This is a genomic window from Actinokineospora iranica (genome assembly GCF_900101685.1).
GTDB lineage: Bacteria > Actinomycetota > Actinomycetes > Mycobacteriales > Pseudonocardiaceae > Actinokineospora > Actinokineospora iranica.
This window is the reverse complement of sequence record NZ_FMZZ01000010.1, coordinates 20,245-35,192: the sequence shown is the minus strand read 5'-3', so window position 1 is coordinate 35,192 and position 14,948 is coordinate 20,245. Positions and strand designations below refer to the sequence as shown.

6 protein-coding genes are annotated in these 14,948 nt (G+C 74.1%); all 6 read right to left on the bottom strand.

Going from position 1 to position 14,948, the window contains the following annotated elements:
* Nucleotides 1-95: 95 nt before the first annotated feature.
* Genes BLS56_RS20085 through BLS56_RS20060 form a run of 6 tightly spaced genes read right to left on the bottom strand, consistent with a single transcriptional unit; the run spans nucleotide 96 to nucleotide 14,928 of the window.
* Complete coding sequence (locus BLS56_RS20085) at nucleotides 96-1,454, bottom strand: acetyl-CoA carboxylase biotin carboxylase subunit (RefSeq protein WP_091453241.1); 1,359 nt, start codon at nucleotides 1,452-1,454, stop codon at nucleotides 96-98.
* Nucleotides 1,451-2,104, bottom strand: coding sequence for an acetyl-CoA carboxylase biotin carboxyl carrier protein (locus BLS56_RS20080; protein WP_091453239.1), 654 nt, complete (start codon nucleotides 2,102-2,104; stop codon nucleotides 1,451-1,453). Before BLS56_RS20080 ends, BLS56_RS20085 begins: the two co-directional genes overlap by 4 nt.
* On the bottom strand, nucleotides 2,101-3,861 hold the full coding sequence (accA, locus tag BLS56_RS20075; protein WP_091453237.1) for an acetyl-CoA carboxylase carboxyl transferase subunit alpha: 1,761 nt from the start codon (nucleotides 3,859-3,861) through the stop codon (nucleotides 2,101-2,103). The genes BLS56_RS20080 and accA overlap by 4 nt, the downstream gene beginning before the upstream one ends.
* Nucleotides 3,858-5,441, bottom strand: coding sequence for a PfaD family polyunsaturated fatty acid/polyketide biosynthesis protein (locus BLS56_RS20070; protein ID WP_091453234.1), 1,584 nt, complete (start codon nucleotides 5,439-5,441; stop codon nucleotides 3,858-3,860). Before BLS56_RS20070 ends, accA begins: the two co-directional genes overlap by 4 nt.
* Complete coding sequence (locus BLS56_RS20065; RefSeq protein ID WP_091453233.1) at nucleotides 5,438-7,474, bottom strand: hotdog family protein; 2,037 nt, start codon at nucleotides 7,472-7,474, stop codon at nucleotides 5,438-5,440. The genes BLS56_RS20070 and BLS56_RS20065 overlap by 4 nt, the downstream gene beginning before the upstream one ends.
* Nucleotides 7,471-14,928, bottom strand: coding sequence for a type I polyketide synthase (locus BLS56_RS20060; protein WP_228771789.1), 7,458 nt, complete (start codon nucleotides 14,926-14,928; stop codon nucleotides 7,471-7,473). The genes BLS56_RS20065 and BLS56_RS20060 overlap by 4 nt, the downstream gene beginning before the upstream one ends.
* Between the last annotated feature and the right edge of the window lie 20 nt (nucleotides 14,929-14,948).

The window sequence follows — 14,948 nt, the reverse complement described above, 5'->3', positions numbered from 1 at the left end:
GCGACCCGGTAGGTGATCCCCATACCGGCAGGGAGTTCCCAACGGTTCACACGTGCGCCCTCCGACGGTCGAGACGGTCGGAGGGCGCACGGGCCTCAGGCGACCGCGGGGGCGGTGAGGTCGCCGATCAGGCCGGTGTCGTGCTCGGCGGCGCGGAAGCGCGGGTGGTCGAGCACGTCGCGCAGGAAGCTCGCGGTGGTGGCGACGCCGGGGCCGTTGATCCTGGTTTCGGCCAGGGCGCCGCGCATCCGGGCGATGGCCTGGTCGCGGTCGGGCGCCCAGACGATCACCTTGGCCAGCAGCGAGTCGTAGAGCGGCGGAATCCGGTACCCGGGGGCCGCGTGGGTGTCGACGCGGACGAACGGCCCCGCGGGCAGCGCGCACTCGGTCAGCAGGCCGGGGGCGGGGGCGAAGTCGCGGGCCGGGTCCTCGGCGTTGACCCGGCACTCGATCGCGACCCCGCGCGGGGCGATGTCGTGCTGGCCGTAGCCCAGCGGCTCGCCCGCGGCGACCCGAAGCTGCTCGCGCACCAGGTCGATGCCGGTGACCATCTCGGTGACCGGGTGCTCGACCTGGAGCCTGCAGTTGACCTCCATGAAGTAGAACCGGCCGTCCGGGTCCACCAGGAACTCGAACGTGCCCGCGCCGACGTAACCCGCGGCCAGCGCGCCGCGCACGGCGACCTCGCCCATCTCGCGAACGGTGTCCTCGGGCAGCCGGGGCGCGGGGGACTCCTCCACCAGCTTCTGGTGCCGCCGTTGCAGGGAGCAGTCCCGCGCGCCCAGGTGGACGCACGCGCCGTGCGCGTCGGCGAGGACCTGGATCTCCACGTGCCGCGCGGAGTCGAGGTACTTCTCGATGTAGAGGCGGCCGTCGCGGAAGACCGCTTGCGCCGTCGCCTTGGTCTTCGCCCATGCCCGGGGGAAGTCGGCCGCGGAGCGAACGACCGCCATGCCCCGGCCGCCGCCGCCCGCGACCGCCTTCACGATCACCGGGTAGCCGATCTCGTCGGCCAGCGCGGCGGCCTTCTCCGCGCTGTCCAAAGCGTCGCGGCTGCCGGGGAGCAGCGGCAGGCCCGCGTCCACCATGATCGCCCGCGCGCTCGCCTTGTCGCCCAGGCGGGCCATCACCGCGGCGGGCGGGCCGACGAAGGTGAAGCCCTCGGCCTCGCACACCTCGGCGAAGTCCGGGTTCTCCGACAGGAAGCCGTAGCCGGGGTGGATGGCGTCGGCGCCGCGGATGCGCGCGGCCTCGATCACCGACGGGATGTCGAGGTAGCTCTCCTTCGCCGGGCCGGGGCCGATCTGGACCGACTCGTCCGCCATGCGGACCACCGCGGAGTCCCGGTCCACCGACGAGTGCACGGCGACCGTGCGCAGGCCCATCTCGCGGCACGTGCGCGCGACCCGGACCGCGATCTCGCCGCGGTTGGCGATCAGCACCTTGGAGATCATCGGGCGGGCTCCAGCAGCAGCACGGGCTGGCCGTGCTCGACGGGGGCGCCGTCGGGCACCAGGAACTCCACGACCAGACCAGCCCGGTCTGCCTCGACCGGGATCATCAGCTTCATCGCCTCCACGATCGCCACCTGCTGGCCGGGGGCGATGACGTCGCCCTCGACCACGAACGGCGCGGCGCCGGGCTCGGGGGCGCGGTAGAAGACACCGACAGTGTTGGCGCACAAGGGGAATCGGCCCGCGGTGTCGTCAGCCGCCGCACCGGGCTCCGGAGACTGGGGCGCGCGGGATTCCGGGGCACGAGAGCCCGCCGTGCGGGAATCGACCGCTCGGGAATCCACTGCCCGGGAATCGGTTGCCCAGGATTCGGTCTGCCGGGGCTCGGCGGGGCGGGCCTCTGCGGTCCACCGCACCTCCACCGCGACGTCGTGGGCGCTGACCCGCACCACGGTCGGCGCGTGGGACGCGTTGGCGTAGGTGGCCAGCGCCTGCTCGCGCAGCACGGTGACCACCTGGTCGACCTGGCCGATGTGGTCGACCTGACCGGTGTCGGCCTGCGCGGCGTGGACGGTCTGGTCGGTCAGGTCGGCTCGGGTGTCGCGTGCGGGAACCGACACCGCCACACCGCCGTTCGCGGTCGCGTTCATCGGGCATCCTCCCTGTCGGGGGCCGGGTCACGGGAATCGGACGGCTGGGAATCGCGGGGCTGGGAGTCGAGCAGCACCGAGGTGTCGGTGCCGAACTGGCGGAACCGGGCGTGCCGCGCGGTCACCAGGTTCATCTGGTCCAGCGGCAGCAGTTCGGCGAGGCTGCTCGCCAGGGCGGCGCGCAGGGCGGCGGCCGCGGCGACGTGGTCGGTCTCGGCGCCCTCGCCCGGCTCGGGCACGACGCCGTCGACCACGCCCATGCGCAGCAGGGAGCGGGCGTCGACGCGCAGCGCCGCGGCGGCCTTGGGCGCGGCGGTGGGGTCGCGCCACAGGATCGCCGCGCAGCCCTCCGCGCTGATCACCGAGTACACCGCGTTGGCGCACATCAGCACCCGGTCGGCCAGGGCCAGCGCCAGCGCGCCGCCGCTGCCGCCCTCGCCGGTCACCACGGCCACCACGGGCACCGGGAGACCCGCCATCAGCTTGAGGTTCTCCGCGATCGCCACGGACTGGCCCTGCCGCTCGGCCTCCATGCCGGGGTAGGCGCCCGCGGTGTCGACCAGGGTGATCACCGGCAGGCCCAGCTTGGCCGCCAGCCGCATCGCCCTGGCCGCCTTGCGGTATCCGGCCGGGGTGGGCATCCCGTAGTTGCGGTCGCGCAACTCCCGGGCGGTGTGGCCCTTCTGGGTGCCGATCACCACGACCGGGATGCCCTCGAACCGGCCGAGACCGGCGACCAAAGCCGGGCAGTCGGCCGACATCCGGTCGCCGTGCAGTTCGTCGAAGTCCTCGACCAGCAGGGAGATGTAGTCCAAAGTGGTCGGACGGCCGAGCCTGCGGGCGGCCCGCACGCACTCCCACGGCTCCCGCTCCGGCAGCCGCTCGGCGTCGGTGACCATCGCGGGCCCGCCGCCTGCCTGGTGCGGCACGCCGTCCGGGCGGCGGGTCGCGACCGAGAGCAGCCTGCCCAGGGTGGGGCGAAGCTCGGCGCGCGGGCGGATCATGTCGACCACACCGTGCTCTTCGAGGAACCGCGCGGTCTGGAACTCCGGCGGCAGGGTCTGCTTGATGGTCTGCTCGATCACCCGCCGCCCGGCGAACCCGAGCCGGGCGCCGGGCTCGATGACGATCACGTCGGTCGAGGTGGCGAACGACGCGGCGACTCCGCCGAAGGTGGGGTCGGTGATCAGCGAGACGGTCAGCACGCCCGCCTCGTCCAGTTGGGCCAGGGCCTGGCTGGTCTTGGCCATCTGCATCAGCGCGATCACCCCCTCCTGCATCCGCGCGCCGCCCGACGCGGTGGCCAGCAGCAGCGGGGTCCGCTCGCGCAGCGCGATCTCGGCGGCCTGGGTGACGACCTCGCCGACGGTGGCGCCGAGGCTGCCGCCCATGAACCGGAAGTCCATCGCCACCACGACGACCGGGTTGCCCTCGATCCGGCCCCGCGCGCACAGCACGGCCTCGGCGAGCCCGGTGCCCGCGCGGGCGTCGGCAAGGCGGTCGCGGTAGGGGCGGGTGTCGGTGAAGCCCAGCGGGTCGCTGTCGGACACGGCGACTTCCAGCGGCCGATAGCCCGGGTCGAGCAGGCTGTCGAGGCGCTGCGCCGCGGTCAGCGGGGCGTGCCAGCCGCAGTCCGGGCACACCCGGCCCGCGCGCAGAAAGCGCTTGCCGTACAGCATCGCGCGGCAGCCGCCGCAGACCAGCCACGCGGGCACGTCGTCGGCGCGGTCGGCCAGGTCGGGCAGGGTCGCGGTCATGACTCCTCCTCGGTTCGCGTCGGTGCGGGCACGTACGTCGAGCACCCGGCGGGCAGGCGGGCCCCGGCGAGGCGCAACTGGGCGACCCGGCTCGCGAACGCCGTGCCGCGCAGGACGTGCGCGGCGATGTCGGCCACCTGCCGGTTGGCGGGCGCGGCCAGGTAGGTGCCCGCGACCCAGGCGTTGAACGCGCCCATGGCCGGGCCGCACCAGATCTGGTAGTCGCCGGTCCGCTCGGGGACGCCCCGGATGCTCCAGCCCGAGGACAGGCCCAGGTACCAGCGGAAGACCAGCGCCATACGGCGGCGCGGGTTGTCCTGCGCCCGGTGAATCTGCTCGGGGTCGCGCTCGGCGAAGTAGGTCAGGCAGTCCTGCCAGACATCCGCCATCGGGCGCTGGAAGACGCGCTTCTCCAGCTCCGCGCGCTCGGCGGCCGGGATCGCCTCGATCCCGTCGTAGCGCCGGTAGGTCTCGTACAGCTTCTTGGCGCGGCCGGGGAACAGCGTGCCGCGCTTGAGCACCTGCACGTCCACGCCCATTTCGAACATGTCCGCCGACGGGCACATCTCGCAGTCCGCCACGCCCGCGCCCGCGAGCAGCAGCTTCGTGGTGTCGGACTGGTCGGCCTCCACAGAGGACTGGTTGATCGAGCCGGTGACCACGTAGGCCGCGCCGAGGGTGAACGCCGCCGCGGCCGCCGCCGGGGTGCCGATGCCGCCCGCCGCGCCGACCCGCACCGGCCGCTCGTAGCCCAGCTCCCGCCGCACGCGGTCGCGCACGGCCAGCAGCTCCGGCAGCAGGACCAGCAGCGGGCGCCGGTCGGTGTGCCCGCCGGAGTCGGCCTCTGCGGTGACGTCGTCGGCCATCGGGACCCGCCGCGCCCACTCGGCCTGCTCGGCGGTGACCGCGCCCGACTCGACCAGCGGCCGGACCAGCCGCTCGGGGGCCGGGCGCAGGAACACCTCGGCGACCTCCGCGCGGGACACCTTCGCGATGACCCGGTTGTGCGCGACCACGGAGCCCGCGGCGTCCTTGGCGAGCCCGCTGAGCCGGTAGCGCACCACCTCCGGGGTCAGGTCGAGGAACGCGGACGCCTCAACGCACCGCACCCCGTGCCGCAGGCAGCGGTCCACGATGGCGCGTTCGAGGGCGGGCTCGCTGGGGCTGTGGATCAGGTTGACCGCGAACGGCAGGCCGGGCGCTTCCCTGGTGATGGTGGACAGCGCGGCGTCGATGCGGTCCGGCAGCACCCCGGCCGCGCCGAACGAGGCCAGAAAACCGGCGCGGGCCAGGGCGACGACCATGCGGGCTGAGGCGATCCCGTTGGCCATCGCACCCGCCATGTAGGCGTACCGGACACCGTGGGCGTGGCGGAAACCCGGGTCGCCCAGGGATTCCGGGGTCAGGGCGGGCACCGCGGCCAGGACCTGCGCCGCCGCCCTGGCCTGCCGGTCGTCGGTCGTCACGCCGACGCCCGCGCCGTCGCGGGCGACGAACAGCGGCCGGTCCAGCCGCAGCAGCGCGCGCCGGATCGAGTCCTCGTCGCGGGCGAGGGCCTGCCCCGTGGTCGCCGCGGTCATCGCCGGGCTCCCCGGAGTTCGGCGGACCGGAGTTCGATGGCGATGTCTTCGAGCTCGTAGATCCGCAGGCCCGGCTTCCACATGCTCGCCTCGCCGACGACCCGCACCCGGCCGGGGCTGTGCCGCACCTCCTTGATGTGCACCTCCAGGGTCGACTCGCAGTCCGTCGGGAGGAACTGGCCGCGGTACTTCCACGTGAACGGAAGGTCCGCGGGCACGATGAACTCCGGGTCGGTCAGCGTGTCGGCGTGCCCGGAGGCCAGCAGCCACTCCTGCATCGCCTGGATCACCGACTCCACGCCGAGCGAGCCGGGGATCACCGGGTCGAGGTGGAAGTGCCGCTGGAAGAACCAGTCGCCCGGGTCGATGGGGCGGACCGCGTGCAGGTAGCCCTGCCCGTACCGGCCGCCGCCGTCGACCACGTCCACGTGGTCGAGCAGGGCGAGGGTCCCGCGCGAGGTCAGCCGCGCGGCCGGGTCGGCGCGCCGCCCGGCGATGTCGATGCGCAGGGTGGCGGGCCGGGGCGACTGCTCGTCCAGCCAGGTGGGCCGGTGCTTGCCCGCGTCGAGGCCGGTCTGGTTGCCCAGGGCCTCGTCGCTGAAGTAGCCGAACATCGTCTCGCCCCGGTAGAACGGCTCGCCGTCGGCGGACAGCTCGTAGGCGAAGCTCTGCAGCGACGAGCCGGGCAGGATCGTGGTCGCCAGCAGCTCGGAGCGCTGCCGGATCGTCTTGTCCCGCAGGTCGACCTCGCGCAGCACGGTCGCGGTGCCGCCGAGGTTGCGCAGGCTCATGGTGGCCTCCGGCGCGGTCAGCGTCGGGCCGAGGTGGTAGCCGATGAGCAGCGCCGCCTGCAGCGAGGTCTCCATGTAGACGCAGTTGGGCATGGAGGCGTTCGCGGTGTCGGCGAAGTACCAGGAGTCGGCGTGCGCGTCGTACTCGGTCTCGTACGTCGCGCCGTCCAGCTTGCCCCTGGCGCCGTCCACGTTGATCACCCGGTCGACCAGCAGCAGGCCGCCGGTCGGGAGCCGGGTCGCCTTGCGGCCGGTGTAGTGCGCGAACTCCGGGCCGAGCGCGATCCCCTGGTCGCCGCGGGAGAGGTGGGTCATGTGGAACTCGCTGAGCATGGCCCGCTCCCCCGCCGCGCTCTTGCGGCCCAGCCACGTCGACGGCACCCCGCCGCGCGCGGGGCCGACGAGGGCCCCGGGTGCCTCTTGGAGCGCGACGACCAGATCGCGGACCTGGCCGCCGTCGGAGAACGTGGCGTCGACCCGGACCCAAGGGCGGGGCAGCAGGTCGATACCGGTGACCTCGACCTCGACCGTGCCCGCCCGCTCAGTCCCCCGGGCATCGACCCGGCCAGCCTCGCGCACGGTGAACGTCGCGCCCGCCAGGCACAGGTGCAGCCCGGTGTGGAGGGCGAACAGCTGCGCGGCCTGCACGGCGGCGGCCACCAGGTCGCCGGGCGCGCAGGACGCCGCGACCCGGCCCATGCCGTGCGCGCCGCCGCGCAACTCGATCGCCTCGACCGAGGTGAGCGCCAGCGGCCCGCCCGCGCCGAGCCGCACCGCGGGATTGGCGCCGTCCTGGTCGTAGGCCCAGCCGAACACACCCGCGATGTCCCCGTCGGCGAGGCGGGCGAGCTGCCCGCCGTCCAGGCGAGTGATTCCGGTGCGCGCCAAGGGTTTGAACGCGCCTTCCGCGGCCACGACCAGTGCCGGGGCAGCCGACGCTGCCGAGCCCGAGACCGCCGGGCCGAAGCCCGCTGTCGCGGCGGTGGTGGGCGCCTGCTCGGTCGCGGGGGATCGGTGGCTCGCGAGCATCAGCCGTTGCAGCGCGGCCTGCGCGCCCAGGGCGCTGGCGTGCGCGTCGACCAGCGACGAGCGCAGGTCACGGATCGCCTCGGCCATTCCGCCACCGGCACCGCCGCGGGATCGGACCGGCGATGGCGCGGGCGGGGGTGGTGGCGGGGGCACCGGCTCGGTGAACGCGGCCGCGTCGAACGGCTCGCCGACGAACTCCAGGACTTCGCTCATCGTGTGCTCGTCTCCTCAAGGGCCGGCGCGGGCCGGTCCAGCCAGCCCGCGACCGCTTCCCGGAACTTGGCGGTCATGTCCGGTGTGGACACCACCGCGACTTCGGCGAACCGCTGCAGGACGCGTCCCGCGCCGTCGCAGGCGGTCGCGGTCACCGTCAGTCCGCCGCCGGTCCGCCGGACGTCGTCCAGCACCAGGGCGAACGGCTCGCCGTCCGGGAGCGGGGCGAAGTACTCCGCGCGCCCGATGCCCAGCGGCAGGCACGCCGCGCCGAGCAGCCGCTTCCCCAGCACCGGCGGGCCTTGCAGCAGCACGTCGGCGAGGACCGGGCTGTGCAGCGCCCCGGCGAAGGCTCCGCCCGCCACCGCGGCGTCGGCCAGCGCGCACTCCAGGACCATGCCGTGCTCGCCGCTTTCCAGAACACGGCGCATTCCCTGCAACCGGGGGCCGTGGAACTGGGTCGCCTCCCGGTAGATCTCCAGCCCGTCCTCGGGACCGGCGCCGAACCGGTGCGCCCGCGCGGTCGGGGCCTCGGCCGGGGCCGGGGCGAGGACGAAGGTGGCGGCGTAGTGCGAGGTCGGCAGCGCCCCACCGGAGTCGGACCGGACCGCCGCGGCGACCACGAGCCGGTCACCATCCACTGTGGACGGCTCGGTCTCGACCCGCAGGCCGTCGCGCGGCGTCCCGTCGAAGATGATTCCCTTGTGCACCTGGTAGTCGCGGACCTCGACGACCCGCAGTCCCGGGTGGGCGCGCTCCAGGACGTTGATCAGCCACCCGAGTCCGAACGTGGCGGGCAGCACCGGGTGCGCGCCGATCCGGTGCGCCTGGATGACCGGGTCCTCGGCCAGCGCGCCGAGTTCGCGTCGGGCGGTGAACGCGGGCGCCGCCACGGTGGCATTCCCGGCCAGGGAGACGTCCGCGCCGATCAGCACACAGGTCTCGGCCGCCCGCCTCGGGTCGAACTGCTCCACGAAGGCCCGCGCGCCCGCCTCGGGGTCCAGCAGCGGCACGCCGCGCGCGGAGAACAGCTCGCGCAGCTCCGCGGTCACCATGCCGCCATCCCAGGCGCCCCAGTCGATCGCGGTGACGTGCCTGCCGGGGTTGGCCGCCTGCCACGCCGCCGCGACCCGGCACAGCGCCTCGTTCGCCGCGGCGTAGTCGGCCTGGCCCGGGTTCCCGAGCAGGCCCGCCACCGAGGTGAACAGCACCAGGTGCCGCAGCGGCGTCCCGTCGAGGGCGTCGAGCACCGCGCGCAGCCCGCCGAGCTTCGCGCCGAACACGCGGTCGACCTGCGCGGCGGTCTTGTCGGGCAGCAGCGCGTCGGCGAGCACGCCCGCGCCGTGCACCACGCCGGTCACCCGGTCGCGGTACTCGCCCAGCGCGGCCCGCACGGCGTCCGCGTCGGTCACGTCGACCGCGAGGTAGGTCGCGCGGCCGCCCAGTTCGGCGAGGGTGGCGCGGATTTCCCGCTGCCCCAACACGGTCTGGTAGGCGCGCTCGACATCCCGCGGGGTCACCTTGGCGCCGGTCGAGCGCAGCCCCGCGATCACCGCGGGCTTGAGGTCGGCGTCGGCGACGCCGCGCGCCCAGTCCGGCTCGTCGGCCAGTTCGGTGCGGCCCAGCAGCAGGAACCCGGCCGCGGCCTGGCGGGCGAGGGCCCGCACGCACAGGGCCGTGACACCGCGGGCGCCGCCGGTGACCACCAGGAGGTCGTCCTCGGTCACCGACACCGCGGGCACCGGGGCCGAGGTGTCCACTGTGGATTTCTCGGCCGCCGGGGCGTGCCTGCTGGGGGTCAGCGTGCGGCGGCCGTCCGCGTCGACGCCCACCTCCAGGGTGTCTCGCGCGCCGTCGTGCAGTTCGGCCAGCACCGCGTCGGCGAACGCCGCGCCGTCCAAGCCCGGGTCGACGTCCACGGCCCGGCAGAACAGCGACGGAGCCTCGGCGGCGAGCGTCTTGACGACACCACCGACACCACCGATCAGCGACTCGGCCATCGACCGCCGCCCACTCAACCCGAGCGCACCGTCGACCCGGGTCACCGTCACGAACGCCGCCCGGGTTCCGGCGGCCGTTGTGGCGTTCAGCGGCGGGATCACGTGCTTGGCCAGCAGAATCGGCTCGGCGAGCCGCGCAGCGGCCACCGCCCAGTCCGGGTCGGCGTCGCACAGCACCAGGCACAGGTCGAGCCGCCCGTCCTGCGCGGCGTCGACTTTGGCGGCCCGTCGCACTGTCCATCCGCGACTTTCCAGCCCCGCGACCACCGCGTCGCCGTCGGCACCGCCGCGGCCGACCACCAGCGCCACCGGCTCGGCGGCGTAGGGCGCGTCGGTCAGGTCGATCGACGGCAGCGCCACGAGCCCGACCCGGTGCCGGGGCGCGGTCGCCCCAGCCTCAGGCGCTTTTGGGGCGACACCACCCGCGCTTTCCAGGTAGTCGGCGATCTGGTCGAGTGTGCGCAACTCGCCTAGCTGCTCGGGGCCGATGCTCGGCAGGGAGGGGAACCGCTCCTGGACCACACCGAGGACCTGAACCCGCTTGATCGAGTCCACACCGAGATCCGCTTCGAGATCCATCGACGGGTCCACCATCTCCACCGGGTAGCCCGTCTTCTCCGACACCACGCTGATCAGGACGGTCCGAACGTCGGACGTGGTGGGAGCGGCGGCCTGGGGAGCCGCTGGAGCGGCGTTGGAGAGAAAGTCGGCGATCTGGTCCAGCGTGCGGAGTTCACCCAACTGCTCGGGGCCGATGTTGGGCAGGGACGGGAACCGCTCCTGCACCACACCGAGGACCTGAACCCGCTTGATCGAGTCGACCCCGAGGTCAGCCTCCAGGTCCATCGACGGGTCGACCATCTCGACCGGGTAACCGGTCTTTTCGGCCACCACTTCCCGCAGCACCACTCGAATGTCAGCGGTGGGAGCGCCGTTCGCGGCGGGAGCCGGTGCCGCGGGCGCGGCAGCGGAGAGGAAGTCGGCGATCTGGTCCAGCGTGCGGAGTTCGCCTAGCTGCTCCGGACCGATGTTCGGCAGCGACGGGAACCGCTCCTGCACCACACCCAAAACCTGAACCCGCTTGATCGAGTCCACACCGAGGTCCGCTTCGAGATCCATCGACGGGTCCACCATCTCCACCGGGTAGCCCGTCTTCTCCGCGACGACCTCCCGCAGCACCAGCCGAATGTCAGCGGTGGGGGCGTTGCTCGCGGCGGGGGCCGATGCGGCGGGAGCGGCGGCGGAGAGGAAGTCGGCGATCTGGTCCAGGGTCCGAAGTTCACCCAACTGCTCGGGGCCGATGTCGGGCAGGGACGGGAACCGCTCCTGCACGACACCGAGGACCTGAACCCGCTTGATCGAGTCGACGCCGAGGTCGGCTTCCAAGTCCATCGACGGGTCGACCATCTCGACCGGGTAACCGGTCTTGTCCGCCACTACTTCCCGCAGTGCCGTGCGGATGCTCGCGCTGTCCACTGTGAACGGGGCGGGGGTGGCCGCGGGGGTGAGGTGGGGAGTCGCGGACGAGGCTGTGTGGGGCGGAGCCGACTGAGCGGAGGTGGTGGGCGGCGCCGGGTGGGCGGGGGTGGGTGGGGCCGGGCTGGTGGCGGTGGTGGGCGGCTGGGCCGGGTGGGCGGGGGTGGGCGAGGGCGGGTTAGTGGCGGTGGTGGGCGGCTGGGCCGAGTGGGACGACGCCGAGCGGGTTGGGGTCGGCGGCAGTTGGGGTGGGGTCGGGATGGCGGGGGGTAGGGAGTGGGCGGGCTCGTCGACCAGGGCCTGGAGTTCTGCCTCGACGCTGGGTCGCTGGATGGTCGGGAAGGAGGTCGCGCCGGTCAGCTCGATCTCGGTCAGGGCGGCGAGGATCTCGTTGGCGCGGGTGTGCGCCTGGCCGATGGCGACGCTTTGGTCCTTCACCGCCGTCACCGCGTCGGCCAGGTGGAGGTCGACGTCGCCGTGGCGCACCGCGTCGGCGAGGGTGCCCGCGACACGCAGCTGGGTCTCCAGGTACTCGCTGTGGATGGCGATGTGCTGCCGCAGCGCGGCTCCGACGCCCGGGTGGGCGGCCGGGGTGGACGCGTGGCCGTGCGCCGTGACCGGGTGGTGCGGGGCGGGAGCACTCGGCGGCATTGTGGAGAGGCCGTTGGGCGCGGTCGACGCGCCTGCCGCGCCATTCGTGGCGGAGGCCGAGTGGGCGGTCACGCTGGTTCCGCCGTTCACTGCCAGCGCGGTCGATGCTCCGCCTGCCACGGGCGAGGCGCCCGTCGCGGCTGAGGTGGGCGCGCCCGTGGCCGCGAAGCCGGTCGTGGCCGAAGCCGCGGGCGACAGGCCCGTGGTGGGGGCGGCAGAGGCAGAAACCGCCGACGAGAGGCCCGAGGTGGCGGCGGCCGGAACAGAAGCCGCAGGCGACAGACCCGAGGTGGGGGCGGCCGAGGTGGGAACCGCGGGCGAGAAGCCCGCTGCTGAGGCAGCCGGAGCAGAAGCCGCGGGCGAGGAGCCCGGGGCGGGGGTGGTGGGAAGGGAGCTTGGTGCGGTCATCGACGTGCCGTTCGAGGTGGGTGGTGCGCCGACCGCGGCGGGGGCGCCGTTGGTCGCCGGGTGGGCGAGGGTGACCCGGTAGCCGTCGGTCAGGGCGGTGCGGTAGGCCTCGCGGCGGGCCGGGGAGACGTACTCGGGGGCGGACAGGGGGATCGACATGCCGCTGGGCTTCTGGCGCTCGGCCACCGGGGCATCGGTGGCGTTCGCGGCGGACAGCGGCACGCCGAGCACGGCCAGGCGGACCACGGCCTGCTTGAGGGCCACGTCGCTGTCGCCCAGGGGGCCCGCGTCGGTCGGGATGGCGACGACCTCGTCACCCAGGGTGCGGCCGACCAGGGAGGTGAGGATCTGCTTGGGGCCGAACTCCACGAACACCGTGCAGCCCGCGTCGCGCATGGCGTGCAGGCCCGCGACGAACTCGACCGGCCTGAGCAGCTGGTTGGTGAGGGTCTGGGCGTTGGCCTCGGGGTCCGCGCCGTAGCCAGCCTCGGGCGAGTTGGCGTACACGGGGGCGGTGGGCTCGCCGACGCGCACCGACGCCACGGTCTGGCCGAACGCCTCGACGGCGTGGGCCACGTGGCTGGTGTGGAAGGCGGCGGCGACCGGCAGGACCCGCGCGGTGAGGCCGCGGTCGGCGCACAGCCGCACGACCTGGCCCACCGCGTCGGTGGGGCCGCCGACGACGACCTGGTCGGGGGCGTTGTGGTTGCAGATCACCACGCCGTCGACGTCGGCGAGCAGCCGCTCGACGTCCTCGCGGCTCGCGGTGATCGCCGCCATGGAACCCGGGTCGTCGGTGCCCTCGGCCGGGGCCATGGCCTCGCCGCGGGCGCGGGCGAGCCGGAAGAAGTCCGCGTCGGACAGCGAGCCCGCCGCCCACAGCGCGGTCAGCTCGCCGAAGCTGTGGCCGAGGTAGCCCGCGCAGTCGAGCCCGAGGCCGCGCAGGTAGCGGAACTGGCCTGCCGCCAGCGCGCCGATCGCGGGCTGCGCGTGCTCGGTGCGGCGCAGCGCGGCCTCCTGGGCCTGGCGCTGCTCGGCGTCGAAGGTCGGCGGGGGGAACACGACCGGCGCGAGCCGGGTCGGGGCGCCGTCGAAGGCGGCGTTGGCCTCGTCGAACGCGGTGCCGACGACCGGGTTGTTGAGAACCGCCTCCAGGCCCATGCCGAGGTACTGGCTGCCCTGCCCGGCGAACAGCGCGCCGATCTTGAGGTCGGTCTTGGCGCGGCGGCGGTAGAACACGCCGCGGGGGTGCGCCCACTCGTCGGCGTCGGGCGCGGCGGCCAGCCGCTCGACGGCAAGCTCACGCAGCGCGGCCAGCGCGGCAGGCAGATCCTGGCCGTGCGCGACGAACCCGATGCGGGCGTGCTCGTCGGGGATCTCGCCGCCGTCGACGGACGGCTCGCCCGCGCGCAGCGCCGCCAGCAGCGCGGCGGGGTCCGGCGCGTGCCACAGGTGCGCCCGCGCGGTGCGGTGCAGGGTGCGGACCGGCGCCCGGTCCGGGTCGTGCTCCTCCAGCACCACGTGGAAGTTGGTGCCGCCGAAGCCCATCGCCGACGCGGCCGCGCGGCGGACCGGGCGGTGCGGGTCGCGGATCCACGGGCGGGTCTCGGTGTTGACGTAGTAGGGCGCGGCCGAGAAGTCGACGGCGCTGTTGGGCCGGTCGACGTTGATCGTCGGCGGCAGCACCTTGTGGTAGAGGCCGAGCGCGAGCTTCATCAGGCTGGCCGTGCCCGCGGCGCCCTTGGTGTGCCCGATCTGAGACTTCACGCTGCCCAGGGCGGCGAAGTGCCGCTCGTCGGAGGCCGCGCGCAGGACGTCGCCGAGGGCGGTCAGCTCGGTGCGGTCGCCCACGGCGGTGCCGGTGGCGTGCGCCTCGAACAGCTCGACCGAGGCGGGCGAGCACTCGGCGTCGGCGTAGGCGCGCTCGATCGCGACCCGCTGGCCCTCGGCGCGGGGCGCGTAGATGCTCTTGGAGCGGCCGTCGCTGGACGAGCCGATGCCGCGGATGACCGCGTAGATCCGGTTTCCGTCACGCACGGCGTCGGAAAGCCTGCGCAGGGCCAGCATTCCGATGCCCTCGCCGAGCAGGGTGCCGTCGGCGTTGTCGGCGAACGGGCTGATGCGGCCGCTGCGGGAGAGCGCGCCGACCTTGCTGAAGCACAGGTAGATGAAGATGGAGTTCTCGGTGTCCACGCCACCGGTGATCATCATGTCGGCGCGGCCGTCGACCAGCTCGGCCACGGCGGTGCGGATCGCCGACAGCGACGCGGCGCACGCGGCGTCCACGGTCGAGTTCATCCCGCCGAGGCCGAGGCGGTTGGCCACCCGGCCCGCGACGACGTTGGCGAGCAGGCCGGGGAAGGAGTTCTCCTCCCATGGCGCGAAGGCCTTGACGTACTTCTCGGCGATCGCGTCGGCGTCCTCAGTGGACAGACCGCAGCTCTGCACGACCTCCTTGAGCACCGGGGTGGACAGCCGGGCGGCCAGCGGGTGCATCAGCGGCACCGGGCCGGTGGTGCCCAGCACCACGCCGGTGCGCGACGCGTCGTACCAGCCGTCCGGGCCCGCGCCCGCGTCGCGGAGCAGGTCCCTGGCCACGCCGAGGCTCAGCGTCTGCATGGTGCTGGTGACGTCGAGCTGGTTGGGCGGCAGGCCGAACTCGACCGGGTCGAAGTCGACGTCGGGCAGGAACGCGCCGCGCCGGGAGTAGGTCTTGTCCGGGGCGGCGGGGTCGGCGTCGTAGTAGTCGTCCAGGCTCCACCGGGACGCCGGGACGTCCTCGGTGCAGTCGAGGCCGTCGACGATGTTCTGCCAGTACTCGCGGTGGTCTCGGGCCATCGGGAACAGACCGGACATGCCCACGATCGCGATCGGGTTGCGGGCCAGGCGCCGGTCCGACAGCTCGTGCTGCTCGCTCACGTTCTTCCTCTCGGATATGA

Coding starts and splice junctions, on each gene's coding strand:
- BLS56_RS20085 (WP_091453241.1), bottom strand. CDS start 1,454: ATGATCTCCAAGGTGCTGATCGCCAACCGCGGCGAGATCGCGGTCCGG.
- BLS56_RS20080 (WP_091453239.1), bottom strand. CDS start 2,104: ATGAACGCGACCGCGAACGGCGGTGTGGCGGTGTCGGTTCCCGCACGC.
- accA (WP_091453237.1), bottom strand. CDS start 3,861: ATGACCGCGACCCTGCCCGACCTGGCCGACCGCGCCGACGACGTGCCC.
- BLS56_RS20070 (WP_091453234.1), bottom strand. CDS start 5,441: ATGACCGCGGCGACCACGGGGCAGGCCCTCGCCCGCGACGAGGACTCG.
- BLS56_RS20065 (WP_091453233.1), bottom strand. CDS start 7,474: ATGAGCGAAGTCCTGGAGTTCGTCGGCGAGCCGTTCGACGCGGCCGCG.